Origin of the sequence: Tenacibaculum ovolyticum DSM 18103, assembly GCF_000430545.1 — a bacterium.
GTDB classification, from domain to species: Bacteria; Bacteroidota; Bacteroidia; order Flavobacteriales; family Flavobacteriaceae; genus Polaribacter; species Polaribacter ovolyticus.
On the sequence record NZ_KE387163.1, the window covers coordinates 184,509 to 198,834 of the forward strand.

General features: G+C 27.6%; 13 protein-coding genes. All 13 read right to left on the bottom strand.

Annotated features, from left to right (window positions below):
• Position 1: 1 nt before the first annotated feature.
• Positions 2-205: a hypothetical protein gene (locus H518_RS0110805; protein ID WP_028889064.1), complete on the bottom strand. Its 204-nt coding sequence runs from the start codon at positions 203-205 to the stop codon at positions 2-4.
• On the bottom strand, positions 205-630 hold the full coding sequence (locus tag H518_RS0110810; RefSeq protein WP_028889065.1) for a hypothetical protein: 426 nt from the start codon (positions 628-630) through the stop codon (positions 205-207). The genes H518_RS0110805 and H518_RS0110810 overlap by 1 nt, the downstream gene beginning before the upstream one ends.
• A 1-nt stretch (position 631) precedes the next feature.
• Positions 632-799: a hypothetical protein gene (locus H518_RS21230; protein ID WP_162143110.1), complete on the bottom strand. Its 168-nt coding sequence runs from the start codon at positions 797-799 to the stop codon at positions 632-634.
• A gap of 1 nt (position 800) precedes the next feature.
• Positions 801-1,595, bottom strand: coding sequence for a hypothetical protein (locus tag H518_RS0110820; protein WP_028889066.1), 795 nt, complete (start codon positions 1,593-1,595; stop codon positions 801-803).
• 13 nt (positions 1,596-1,608) lie between these two features.
• Complete coding sequence (locus H518_RS0110825; RefSeq protein ID WP_028889067.1) at positions 1,609-2,367, bottom strand: hypothetical protein; 759 nt, start codon at positions 2,365-2,367, stop codon at positions 1,609-1,611.
• 95 nt (positions 2,368-2,462) lie between these two features.
• Positions 2,463-3,641 (bottom strand): rolling circle replication-associated protein, encoded by a 1,179-nt coding sequence (locus tag H518_RS0110830; protein ID WP_028889068.1) that lies wholly within the window; start codon positions 3,639-3,641, stop codon positions 2,463-2,465.
• A 106-nt stretch (positions 3,642-3,747) separates the two neighbouring features.
• Positions 3,748-3,993 (bottom strand): hypothetical protein, encoded by a 246-nt coding sequence (locus H518_RS0110835; RefSeq protein WP_028889069.1) that lies wholly within the window; start codon positions 3,991-3,993, stop codon positions 3,748-3,750.
• A complete protein-coding gene (locus H518_RS21095; RefSeq protein ID WP_155995208.1) occupies positions 3,983-4,201 on the bottom strand; it encodes a hypothetical protein in 219 nt (72 codons plus the stop codon). Before H518_RS21095 ends, H518_RS0110835 begins: the two co-directional genes overlap by 11 nt.
• 337 nt (positions 4,202-4,538) lie before the next feature.
• Positions 4,539-5,102, bottom strand: coding sequence for a hypothetical protein (locus tag H518_RS0110840; RefSeq protein ID WP_028889070.1), 564 nt, complete (start codon positions 5,100-5,102; stop codon positions 4,539-4,541).
• Positions 5,103-5,872: 770 nt separating this feature from the next.
• Positions 5,873-6,166 carry a hypothetical protein gene (locus tag H518_RS0110845; RefSeq protein ID WP_028889071.1) on the bottom strand — a complete coding sequence of 98 codons (294 nt, stop codon included), beginning with the start codon at positions 6,164-6,166 and terminating at the stop codon, positions 5,873-5,875.
• Between the two features lie 69 nt (positions 6,167-6,235).
• Positions 6,236-8,170, bottom strand: a complete 1,935-nt coding sequence (gene drmB, locus H518_RS0110850) for a DUF1998 domain-containing protein (protein ID WP_028889072.1) — start codon at positions 8,168-8,170, stop codon at positions 6,236-6,238.
• Entirely contained in the window at positions 8,170-11,802 is a 3,633-nt protein-coding gene (locus tag H518_RS0110855) for a helicase-related protein (RefSeq protein ID WP_028889073.1), read from the bottom strand. The genes drmB and H518_RS0110855 overlap by 1 nt, the downstream gene beginning before the upstream one ends.
• A complete protein-coding gene (locus H518_RS0110860; RefSeq protein ID WP_028889074.1) occupies positions 11,795-14,242 on the bottom strand; it encodes a hypothetical protein in 2,448 nt (815 codons plus the stop codon). Before H518_RS0110860 ends, H518_RS0110855 begins: the two co-directional genes overlap by 8 nt.
• Positions 14,243-14,326: the final 84 nt, after the last annotated feature.

Sequence of the window (14,326 nt, forward strand, 5' to 3'; positions counted from 1 at the left end):
ATTATTCTGTTTTAAGTTCATCACTAGGCGCATCTTTTACACCCCATATCTTTTTACGTTCTACTTCAAAAGCTTGTAAATGTCTCATTGAAGCTGAAAAGGTTTCCATACCTCGTTCCATCTTTAAACCAAAGCTTAAAACCCTTGAAACATATTTACCCGCTGATAAGATTGCTTTTGTAAAACCTACTTTCTTTTTCAACATTATCTTCTAGTTTTAAATTGCTTGGAATTCTTTGCTCTTTGCTTCAAGGCATCACTGTTTAAATGCCCACAATAACCGCCATTTTTAGACTTGGTCGAAATAGTAATATTATGCTTCTTCAAATAAGCTTTACCCTCTTTAACATTATAATAAGCGTATTCTTTTCGCTCTAAAAATGTAACAGTATTAAAGATTTTAAACTTCAACCAAATAGCACCGCCATCTTTATCAACAATAGGACTCGCACCGTGCTGAAATCCACTAACCTTTATTAACTGACCTAGTGTATTAACAAACCAACCACTAACAGCGAAAGCACCATTTAAAGGTCTAACCGTACCTTTATCACTTGTAAACCCCTTTGAATCAAATTTGCTTAAAGAAGCACCACCATATTTCTTACCTTTTTTATATCTGAAAGCCATATTAAAATTTATTTGTTTTAGGTCTATTACTCAAATAAGAATAAATAAACACGATTAATACTAGAGGCAACGCAAACCAACCGTAAACTGGAATACCCAACCATTTTTTTGTTAAGAAAGCTTTAGCTTTTAGCCAAAATTCTTTCATTTTCTCTTTAAATTTTTCCACTTTATTTCTTCTTTAATTTTTTCCAAATCCATCTTAAACCTAGACCAACTGCAACAATAATTACAACTACTATAACCACGTACCAAGGTGATTTATAAATATCGTCCGCATTGCCATTTTTATCAGTTCCTAGATATTCACTATCAGTTGGCAATAGTACATGCGGAGCAACAGTAGTTGTAGTTATCGTTTGAGGTATCTTTGATGGTTTTACAGATGTAACAACATGTTTAGGAGATTTAGCCGAATAAACCATAGATGGTGAATTAGGTATAAAACTATGTGTAAAACGTACGTTTTTATAAGATGTAATACCCGATGTACGAATATTAAAAACCACCGAATTCATATCAAACAAACCAGAGTAAGATTGTCTAAACTCGTTTAAATATTCAGTTAACAATTCAAACATTAAAATAGAACGTTTGCGACTATTAGTTGAACTTTGTGTTTTAGCTACATTCTTTCTATACTGACTATCAGCAACTATATATTTATCAAAAGCGGTTAAATCTGATGTTCGCAACTGATTACCTTTTAGATATTTTTTTACGCCATAATCAATGATAGTTTTAACTTCATTCCTTGTACGTGTTTCTACAGTACTCCACTTGTCGGGCCCTATACCTAAAGAATTCAAAATTTTTGAAGCCCCCGGAACAAAAGAATTCAAAGTACTATAAGCTGACTCCTCAAAAGTTGTACCACCGCTAATAGAAGAAATAGGTGTACTCCATGCGGGATTCAAACCGCCACCTCCATAAGGTTCACGGATATTTAAATCGTATTTTATCATATAAAAAGGGGGTTTAATATGGTGTGTTAACCATGTAATACTTAATATCTTTTCTAGGCTCAGACTCATCTTCAAAAGTCACCGAATCAAGGTTTCGAACATCTAAGACAATACATTTTAAAAAACCATAAATTGGATCTTCTGTCTTATCATAACCAATTACACCATGGTCATCAATAGCCTTGTGTTTTAAAGATTCAGCATCTAAAATCTGCTTTTTTCCATTTCTTTTGATTTCTATTTCTGTAGGGATACTATCAATAGGGATGATAATAAACTGACCATCAACAAAAGAAACCTCTTCCTCATTTCGGTCAGCATTATATGTTTTTTCAGAAATAACATAAGGGAATGGAGAATCATTTAAACCTCCAAATATTAACATTGAAGAATCTTGAATACTAGAAAGAGAAGATAAACCAATATCAACCGTATCATTTTGAGCTAAAGCAATTTCACCACCGTAAGCAACATCAATTACAGCTTGCTCAATAACATCTACTGGTTGATTAGCTGCATTAGAGCCTTCTTTTACAGAAAAAATCTTAATAGCTCTACCAGTTGTTAAAGCTTCTATTTTATTCTGAGCCTCTAAAACCATACCTACAGATAAAGGATTAAATAATTTTTGATCGTCCACATCTTGACGACTAATCTCAACTTTAAGTAAAGCATCTGGAGATACATTTTTAAGTAAAACTAATTGAGGCTCATTGCCTATTTTTACTTGATGTTTTAAGGATTTCAAACCACTTAAATCTGTTTTTTTCATTTTAATGTATTTAAATTATTGTTTTAATTCTGATACAAAAATGTGATAAACAGCGTTTTTACTGTAGACGTAGCGTCCACTGTATTTAAAAGTTTTTACAGGGGTGCAAAAATGTCAAATTGATTTGCTTTGTATGGGTCGTAAGTAGTTAGCAATTGTTTTTCTTTCTTAATACGCTGTCTTTCTTCGCTAGTAGCTTTTTTACGAAGATTTGAAGCCTTTAAAGATTCCTCGATAGTTTCATGCGTTTTAACACGTATAAAAGGCTTAGAAATGATTTTTTTAGGTTTTATAAGGTTATTCATTAAAAAGAAATGCTTTTTAACTTCATTCCAGACGTTTAATGCCTCAGTAGATAAAACTTTATAAGTTTTACCTACAAAATGGGCGAAAAAGTCCTCAGCAACAACATTTTTAAAATGGTGTGTTCTCAGCAAATCATTAATTGCATAAAATGAAGCGTGACCCTCACTAGTTCTTGGATAGTCTAGTAGTTTTGTTGCATTAGCACACCCCCAAATAGCACCAAGTATAGGACGTTTGTTAAACTCCGCTTTAGTCATATACTTTAATAAATAGTTCGAAGCACTATTTTTGTCTTTTAAAGCATGAACATCAGTAGTATTAGGATTTTTATTACCATGCTTTTCAGCATAGGTATCTAAATAACCAAGTTTATCAATTTGTTTATTCCACAATTTACGATGGATAGTATGATGCAAATATCTATCAATGACTATATGAAAATGAATATTACCATTTTTTTGAGGTTCTGCCTTCCAAACATAATGTTTCACATCATATGTTTTCTGTAAATTTTCAAGATATCGGGTCAAACACTTTCTTAAATCAGTATCAGAATGTACTTGTTTTGATGGTAAGGTAAGCGTTACAAAAGCTAAGTATTGCTTACTTTTCTTTTTCAAAGATTTATCTTTTGATAAGGTAATCATAGAAACAAGGCATTCAATAGCCTTTTTAGCTTTTTTTTGTTGTGGTTTGCTCATTAGTCCTAGCTGCTTTAAAGTCTTTCCTTTTTTAGACATAACCATACGCTGACAATCGTACTTAAATTCATACTTTTTAACGTACTCTAAATAATCAGAAACTTTATGTTTGGTTTTATTTAGTTTTTTTAAAGAATTACCAAAAGCAGTTTTAATGTTTTGCTTTAATACTGATGTATCACCATTACGTTTAAAGCTTAAATAGGATACGTCAAAGAATTGCGTTATCCCATCGTTTTTTAAGACAAAGGTACAAGGAGCGTTCATAGGGATTTAAAGGGCTACGTTGAAATTTTCGATTTTACCGTTATGTTTTGCCAAGCCAATAAAAAAGAGGAGCTTCACTCCTCTCTAGCACAGCTATGGCAAGTTTTTAACTGAATAATTCGAGTTGATTAGTTGGTATTAAGGGTTTTACCTCTTTTTCTGCAAGTTGATTGTAAGGGAGTAACATTCTATCTATTGACCGAGGTTCTACAAACAATATCCTTTCAGATATATAAACCTTAGCCTGATAAACTGAATAAATATTGTTAGTATCATCTTTTAAAAGAATATCAATTTGCTCTTTTATAAGTTCTTGCCTTGCTGCGTAGGTTATGGGGTTCTTAGCTGACATAAATACCTAGCATTTTAGATTCAATATCCTCTAATTGAAGAATAGCTAAAGCACAACGACAATCTCTTAAAAGTGTTATATCCTCCTTAACAAGAATTAACCTACAATGTAAAGTAACAATAGAGCAATGCCTATCTGTAAAATTATAAGAAACCCTTTCCTCTAAACACTCTATTTCATTTTTTAATACTTGTATTGAATATTTCATGATTTAGCGGTTTAAGAAGTGAGTAATGAAGTAGTTGTAATCTATTACGAGAACCGTAACAAGTCCGATAAGTGCCAACAAAAAAAGCACTATGAAAGTTTTAAACTTTTTCATAATGCTCTATATTTTTAATTTATAAACTAATACGTAATCTGGTAGCAAGAAAGGAGAAGAATCCTTTAACCTTGTACATTTTACCATACCACCAAAAGAACCTAAATACTGGTACTGAGTTAAGCACGGTGAGCCCATTCGGACTTTAACAAACTTTTGTCCAATTTTTAAAGTGTTGACACGCACTGATAATACTGGCTTTGATAAAGACATAAATTTTTATTTATGTCATTGATACGCTGCCCTTTTTTTTATGAACTAATTTTAAAGAAGATTCTTTATAGATAGTTGATATATCACCTTTTTTCAAGTCTGATAATTTTTGATAAATAATAGTTAAAACTTGCAGATAGCCATTTAAACGAGATACAGAATTATAATCTTTTAATTTCTTCAAGGCTCTTATAAGATGTTGAGCCGAATCCTGAACAAGATTAAGTAATGTGTAAACAGCAGAAAACTTGATACAAGCATCTCCTCTACTTTGGTAAGAGTGGAAAAATTTTAAACGCTCTAAATAAGCATCAAGTGTTTGATGAACATTTAAACATTGTCGTTCATTCAATTTGAAATAATTTTCTAAGTAAACGGAATACAACTCTTTTTGAAGAGTGTTTATAACACGTATATTATCCACAATATACGAACTTATTTTACGAACATAATCTTCAGCTTTTCGCTTGTTTGTAAACTCTAACCTTTGACCTACATCAAATAATATATAGTAAGGATGTGAAGCTTTAGGAGTGTTCTCTTTTTTATAAACTGGTAATAACAATTTTTTCATTTGCAATAATTTTTATCACAAAGAAATTCTTTTTTTTAAGCATTTTTAGAAATAAACAAAAATCAAACATTTTGTAAACTTTTTGTTTGATTATTCTTGTAAATCAGTGAATATGGGTCACTCTATTTAACTCTCTATTAATTATAGTACAAATATAATATATAAGTAAAACGGCGAATAGAACTTTTTCTGTTCTATTTTACATAGATGCAGATATAGCGCCTTTAGGTCTATATCGTCAGCATGTTTCATTAATACTCGTAAGCTATAATTCTATATGGAGTTTATATTGAGCGACAGTCGAAATATTAAATATCCCAGAATGTTCTGAATTCTTAAGAAACTCTATTAATTGGGGCATTTAGCATTTGTTTTGGGCTTTCGTGAGAAATTCATATTCTGTATTTGAATATGCGATTCTCAATAAACATCGTAACTATACATTTGTAGCCATAATTAGACGTGGAGTTTATACAGAGCTTTTGTCGAAGTATAAAATTGCCTCTTGCCAAAATCGCTCGGATTGCTTTTTAAAATTTAAAAGCTGAAAAAAGCTTTTATTTTTAAACACAATTTGCCAACGCTTACAACCGCATAAAAGCTAACATTTCGTTTGGTATTATATTCTCGTTTTTGAAGATGATTCCGTTTATATTTTTTTCAGGAGCTTTTCGTTTAGCTATGCGCAACAGTACAAAATTACTCTGACGAGATAATTTCTGTACACTTGCTAACTTTGTAGTTCTAATTTAGCTTTTCATCATTTTGCGCTATCTTTTTAGTATATCAATCATATTATCTAAAGCATATTTACTTAATTCAGGAATTGCATTTGTAGATATTTTAATCTCCCAATTAGATAAACTAGGAACTAAACTGACTTCATTATCTAATATTAAAATTAAAGCGATAAACAAGTTATCTTTTAATTCTCCTAATTCTTCCTTTAATATTTTAATACTGCGTTGTGTAGTATCTAAATAAATGGATTTAAGGTGTATTTGATTATCTCCAATTAAATAATCAACTCCTACCCTACCGTTTTGTTTTTTCGAAATTTTCATTTGAGCTTTATTAAGCTCTGATTTAATAAATTTTTATTTAAAGTACCCATCCGTTAACAAAGTTTTATTTTAAACATCTTTAAAATAACCATAATCTTTATCAATTAAAATTCTTCTATCTAAATAACAATTAAACATCTCACAAGATGTTTCTGGCAACAAAGCGCAACTGAAACAAGCAGAAAGATTCAAATTACTTACACCTTGTCCATTGGTATGATAACATATTGGATCAGTTGCACAATCTTTTGCTCTTATTATAGCTGAGTTTATTAATTTGCCAATTTTATTATCATCACATATTGAAGTTAAACCTCCATAGCTTCCTTCAGAACCTGCAATAGTATAAATTAGAATACCATTCATTTTTAATTCATTATCTATGTACAAACGTTCTTGAATAGAAGTCGCTGGATAACCACACAAATACTCTAATTCTTTTATTATGAGATGAGAAAAAGTATGCAATAGGATGTATTTAGATGTTACATCTAATGAATCATTAAAATTTGAATCTAAATTATTATGATTCTCAATTATTTTAGATGTTCGTTCTTGTATTAAAGGATTAGATTTTATCCAATTCATTAATTTATTATCATCAAAATCAAAAAAAATGCCTTCACCATAACTTTCAATTGCAGGTAAATATTTTACGTTTAAACCTTTATTAGAGGTGAATTTTTTTATTATAATTTCTTTATTACTGTCTTCAATTTCATCATCTTTTAAAAAAGAGTCCGTTGAAATTGGTTCTTGTCTAGTGTATGAAGTTTGTACTGAAGTAAACTTTATTTTATCCATTCTGAAAATGGATTTTATTAAGCTATTTTGAAAATATGTGTCATCTATTTTTTCAAAAACTAATTCGTCTTTTCTATCTGACTTTTCATTATCTATGATAAATTTATATTCATCATATCTATATTCATTTTCTGATTGAGATAAAATAAAATCCTTTTCGTTAAATTTATTATCTATGAGGTTTTGAATAATACTCGAATCAATTTCTATATTTTTATATCTTTTTAGGTTTTTAGATATTTGTAAAGAATTTCCTCCATCGTCATATTCGTCCTTTATTAAATCAATAGTGAATTTATTTAATTCATCATTTGCTGGAATATATATACTTGATAATATGTTTGGGTAATAAACGCTATTACTTGACCTAATTACAGGTTTAAATAAAATATCGCTTTTAGAAGTATTAGGAAATAATTCCTGAATTTTAATTCTTAAATTGAATAAACCAGATAAAGTTGTGAAATTTAATTGTTCACCTTTCTTATTTTTTGCTATTATCCAAATTCCTTTTAAATCATCTAATTTATCAGAAGTTTTATATTCTAACACTAAATCACCAGGTACTTGAATTTTAGATAATGATAGAGTGTCATCTAAATTTTCATTTTCGGTACTATTCGATTCTTTCGTTTGTCCTTTTTTTAACATAGACCATTTATCCCAAGGAATATCAGCAATATCACCATTTGGTGCTGTTAAAATAAAACGAACTTGTTCTAAATCAAAAAATCTTCTAGCTTTTTTTCCTTTATCCCTATTTTTAGCATAGCAACTATGGCACTTTGGTGGATGGAAATATTCTTTGTGATTTGTATCTACATCATTTTTCCAATTTGAAAACCATTCATCAATTTTATCAAATTTATGGCAATTATTACAATAAAACCATTCAGGGAAATATTTTGCAGAAAGTACTTTATATTCATTTCCTCTGGGTAATCTATAACCTTGCTCTAAATCGTTTATAGGAATTCTAATAAGATTTTCTAATTCTTGAAAATACTTACTTACGCGGTTTTTAAACCTTTTGTCTTTGATTATATTATGTTCTTCAAATTTTTCGTTTACCTTCTCAAAAAAAGGCCATTCATTAAAAGGTTTAATTATAATTGAACCGTCTCTTGTCTCTATAATTGAGCCTACTCCTCCATAAGCACTTATTGCTTTTCTTGTTTGTATTTGTTCAAATTGGCCCATTATCTATTCGTTATTTTTATTATGCTATTAGTATCAATTTCTCTCATAGACATCATTAAACTCCATTCATCCAAATCTGATATTTTCTTAATCAATATTCTATAAGTTAATTCTCCTTCTTTTTCCTTCCATTTATCTACTAAATATTCTAGTTTTGATAACGCATATTTAAGTTGCTTTTTATTTTTTATTCTATTCGTTATGAATTCTTTTAATTCTTGATAATCTCCATCAAAATCTTTTGCTTGTTTATCTTCAAATAAACCTAATTTATGTCTAACAAAACAAACTAACAGACTTGCTAAAACTTTATCCAATGAAATTTCAGTAAAAGGCGTTACACTTAATGGTTCAACATATTTATAATAAGCTGTGTTAAAAGGAACATAGTTTTCGAAATATGATTTGTCTCTAGACCTATTTGCATCTAACAAGTTAATTACTATTCCTTGTACTTTCCTTCCTACACGACTTGAAGCTTGTATGTATTCTGCAACATTTTTAGGTTGTCCATTCATTAACATAACATTTAATCTTTCAATATCAATACCTACAGAAAACATATTGGATGCTAAAACCAAATCAACACTATTTTGAACGAAAGTCCAACCATCTTTGGCTATTAAATCAAATGGTTGTTCTAATTCATTAAGTAAATTTTTAATAGAATTACTTTCTATTCTACTCGTTAATTCTTTCGTTCTGCTAGAAAGTCCAAAATAATTAAATCCATAAGTTTGTTTATCAAACTTATATCTATTATGTAATAATTTTAAAAAATCTGTAATTTCTGCTGGAACTTTATTATAAATTTTACCCACATCACGAAGACTGTTATAAAACGAAACTATTGTCCAAAAGTTATTTTCGTGTTTTTTTATATCTTCTAAACTTAAATTCTCCTTTTCTCTAAAAAATTTAAAAAGTTTAACACGTGCTAAAAGCAAATTACCTAAAATTCTAATTTGAGAATTTAATGCTGTTTTACCTGTTGGCATAAAGCCAATGTGCTTTCTCTTACTGTCTTTAGAAACATAGGAAAAGAAATTATCATCATAAGTTGCTCCCATTGGAGGAAAAATATTTAATTCTCTATTTCCATAAAGCATTGCAACTTGATGTTTTGTATTTCTTGTTGTTGCTGTAGATGCAATGATTTTAGGTTTTCTATTTCCTTTTGTAGAAAGTAATTCGACAATAGATTCATAAAGCCCTGTTATAGAACCTAAAGGACCACTCAATAAATGTAATTCATCTTGAATAATTAAATCTGGTGGTAATTTGGGATTATTTAAGGGGATTGAATTAAATAATCTGTGTCCTTCTTTTCTATGAGATAACATTGCAAATTTGTCTACTGTTGCAAAAAGTAATGTTGGTGGATTATTGTAGATTTTATCATCTACAAAGTAAATTGGTAATTCATCATTAAACGCACAACTTTCATTAATACATTTTGTTGAAAAACTTGAAGCACTAGCTGTATATCCTAATTGATAATAACCTATTTTATTTTTTGAAACTAAATTGCATCCACACCAAGAACAATTTGATATTGGAAAAGAATTAACTTTTTTATAATCTCCTGCCTTCTTGTTATTTAATTTTATAATTTCATCAGATATTCTTTTGTGAATTATTTTAGCGTCTTTAAAATTATTAGGAGTTGTTGATGCTCCAACCCACATACCAATTGAAACTTTAGTATTTCCGAAATAATAAGCATTATTTATGTCAAATTGTTGTCTTAAAAAATCTAGAGATAGTATTAATTTTGTTGCTCTTTCAAATTGTTGAGCAGTCAATAATCTTAATGTATAGCGCATAATTACGGAAACACCATCAGCATTCGATTTATTTATAATTCTTCTGCTTATTATAGAAAAAGCAGTTAAAGCTAAATAGGCTTCTGTTTTTCCTCCTCCAGTTGGAAACCAAAGTAAATCTACAACTTCATTTCTATCGTCTGATTTCTCATTAATAATAGATTCAATATTTAATAGAAAAAAGGCAAGTTGAAAAGGACGATATTTTAAAGGTTTTGGTTTTTCAGAATTAAATTTTTCCCAATCGTTAAAATTTTCAAAAAAGTTTAAACTATTGTAATCAATGTCAGAATTTAAATCTAAATACTCAACACCTTTATCCCCGAAAATATTTTTATTAGAAATAAGCATTTGAATATACATTGCTGTATTTGCTATTAAAAAAGATTTGTAAGCAATTTCATTATTTGCTAGAAAGTCAATGTTTTTTATTAGCCTATCATAAGTGTTCTTTTGGTTATTTATAATTGTGTTTAGTGATTCTTTGTAATTACTTTTTGCTTTGGTTGGTTCTTGTTTTGTCTTTATCCAGTTTTGGTATTCATTAGCAAAAAGTTTCAACTTTTCAATAATAGTGTTTTTGTCAAGTTCACTCCAAATTGAAAGTTTTTTTAATTCTGTTATATCTTTTAAATCCTCTGGAAAATCTTTTCTAAAACTGTTGCTATAATTTTTAATATCTACTTCTGGCAAAAAAGTAGTCTTTAGTTCTGTTGGTTTTTTGGAGTTATCCCAATTAACAGCACAACCGTGACCAATTGCAAATGATTTTTCTTCTCTATATTGAAAATTAATTAAATTAAGTTCTTCATCAAAAGGGTTTGTTTCAGATAATTGTTTGTAAGGCTTAAAAATAGTTCCATTGATAACAATTTCACCTTGAAAAATAGCTTTTGTATTTAGCTTCTCGTTGCTAAAAGAAAACTTCTTTTTAGAATGCTGTTCACAATTTGCCATTAAAATCTTTATGAATTTACCATAATCAGTTTCATAAATTTTTTTGTAGTAACAAGTTAGAATTTTCTTGTTTTCATCATCTTGTTCTAAAGCATATTCTTTAGATTCATCTAGGTTAATTTCATTTAAATTTATAGTTTTTACTAGAGGTTTTTGTTTTACTCTTTTCCATAACCTTCCTAATAATAATTCTAAACCATTATAAGCTTTAGATTTCAATAACACCTTATTATTCTCTTCCGCAAAATGTTTTTTTAAGTTATAAAGATTAACAGTCTTAAAAAATGAACTTTTTGGATTTAAAAACATAAAACCATTTTCAAAAAATAACAAATCATTTAATGAATAATAATTATGTTTAGTAAATAATTCAAAATCACTTAAACTAATTTCTACTTTTGCTTCTTCTTTTGTTATCTGCTTATATTTTGCGAAATTGAAAGTTACATTTATACTTTCAGTTTCTTTTGGAACACAAAATGTTAAGCCAAAATTTGTTGGAAAATATTGGTTTGCTTCAGAATATTCTTTTTCAGCTTCAACATTTGATTTTTTATTGGAATCCTCATAGTCGATTTCAATAGTTTCATCATCAGATATTAAATTTTCTAAAATTTCTTCTTTTGCATCTTCAATTTCTACATTAGCATCGTTTTCTTGTTTTTCTCCAATAGATAATTCAGCCTCTCGTTCTGGAAATATAATTCCAGAAAAATATCTATTTAATGGATAATCCGATATAATTTCTTCTTCTGAATTAGAAACAAAAACATCAGAACCTGGACCAATAAGGTTATTTTGAATTGTATCTCTAAATATTAATCTTGGCTCTTCTAAATATTTACTCATCTTCTATTAATGTCTTTTTAACTACTTTTTTTTCTTGTATTGTTTCTGTTAATTTATTTAGAATATCTGTTGATATTTTTTTCAAAGAGTCACTAATTTCTGATTTATTAGAAGCAATATAATCTAATAAATCATTACCTAAAAGCCTCCCTGCTTGTTGTCTAATTGAATGGTCTTTTTTTGAGTATAAAACAAATTTATCAAACTCTTTATAAATTAATTCATTTGTGAAATTATTTTTCTCACAAAAATTTCTTATAAACTCTAACGTTTTTATCCTTGGGAATCTAGTTTGAGAATTATCTAAAAAATATAATCTAAAAGTATTATAATGGATTTTATATTCTTTATTAAATATTTTTTCATACAACCCCTCACAACCATTAAATTTTAAGGCTAAATGATTTAAAGTTTTCTTCCAACTATCAGAATAAAAATCAAAAGAATTCAATAAGTTTTCAGTATCAAAAATCTTTAAAATTCGCTTAAATTCATTTGGATTTGTGTTTTGATAAAATCGAATAATTGAGCCTTCATAAATTTCTCCTATTGATGTTTTTATTAAGTCTTTATTTTCAATTAAAAAGACACCTTTTGTTGAATCAAACTTATCAAATGAACCGTCAGAAAACTTTATCTCATAAATTACTTTTTCTTTTGGTAAATCGATGCTTTCATAAGGATTATTTTTAAAACTTTCACTCTCTAAATCAAATTTAAAAACATCATTTAATTCTCTTTTCTTTATTTCATTAGCTGAAATAAAATCTGTTTTAACGAATTTTAATCTGTCTTGATGCGTTAATCTTTTCTTTTCTTCAATATGATAACTATTTAAAATGTTTTCATAAGAAATCTCATCTATATTGTTATAACATAAAACTTCGCACTTACCATTTATTGATTTTAGTTTATTAAATAGTTCCTTGTTATTCAAATATGGTATTATAATTTTTTTGCTTTTAGAGTTTTTAGAATCATTTAACCACTTATCTAAATATTCTTTTTTAGAATCAATTCTTTTATCACTTATTAATACAATATTGTTTATTCTTTCTCTCTTAATTTGATTATTTACAGCATCATAATTTTTCTTTTCAACAAAGAGGTATAGATTTATTTCACTTTTTGATTGCTCTTTTATATAACCCCATTTCAAGTTTTTGTTTTCTATAACTTTTGCTATTTCTGTAAACTTAGACAATATCCTACGTAAATATTCATTTATTATATTTGAATTATAAATGTTATTATTATAAAACAAAGCATTTAATTCATCTTCAAATTTTTCACTTTTAAAAAAACTATCTAACCTATCAATATACTCTTGATAAACACCTTTTGATAAATTTGAATTAACTAAAATCATTCGAAAATAAAAGTTAGTATACTTCATTAAAAATGAAAGATTAACCTCACATTCATTTTTAATTAAATCAATTTCTTTTTTGAATTCAATAAATTTAGAATATAATAGGTCATTTGAAATATTAATCTTTTTTGGTAGATTAATCTCTTCATTATTAGCTAATTTCACTTCATAATTTGACCATAACCATTCTGTAAATTCATTTGGAGTATCAGGTTTTTCCGTACCAATTAAAATAATATTATTTACTTTTCCTTGATATTTAGCTTCGTGTAAAATAGATTCAAAATTTTGCAAATATTTTGAATCTCCAATCACTATGACTTCATCAAAATGATGATTAGAATTTAATAGGTGATTTTGAGCAGTTTTAAAAGTATTGCAACACTCTACAAGATAATTTAAAAAAGGTAAATCATTTCTTATTTTTCCATTCCTATTCGTATATCTAATAGGCAATTGTTTACTTTCTTTGAAGAATTTTTTATCAGCAATTACTAAAGTTTTGTTTTTGAAATCTGTTATAAAAGGAAATTTATCTCCAAAATTTTCTAATAAAAAAACAGAATAATCATCAATATTTTTAGCAGTATTTCTACCATTTAATAAATTTGGATTTAATTTAGTGTAGTTTCTTCCTTTTAAAGCAAAGTTATTTATATGCTCATTCTTTCCAGGGAACTTTAGGTTTATTTTTGTTATAGTATCGTTAACACTTTTGATTTCACAAACTCTCATTTTATTTTGAAACTTGCAGTATATTAAATCTCCTTTATCTAATTTGGGTTTTTCTTTTTCATAACTAAAATAGTTTTGAAATAATTTAATAAAAACTAAAGATTGAAAAATTGAACTAAATAAATTATCTCTATAACCATCTTTTGGTATATTTATAAATAAATCTTTTTTGTCCTTATCATTAAGTATGTACTTGTTTACTAAGTGATAAAGAACAAAGTCAAAAGTTGTATAGTCAATAAATTTTTCTTTATTAATTTGAAATTCATCAAATAAATAACTGTTTATCTCTTTAGAGATAATGTTCAAGTAGTCTTGAATATGATTTATCATTAAGTTCGCAATTTTCTTTAATAATAGGTACAACTCAAATATAATAACTTTAATATTTAGTTTTTTACGGAATTCCGTAATTAA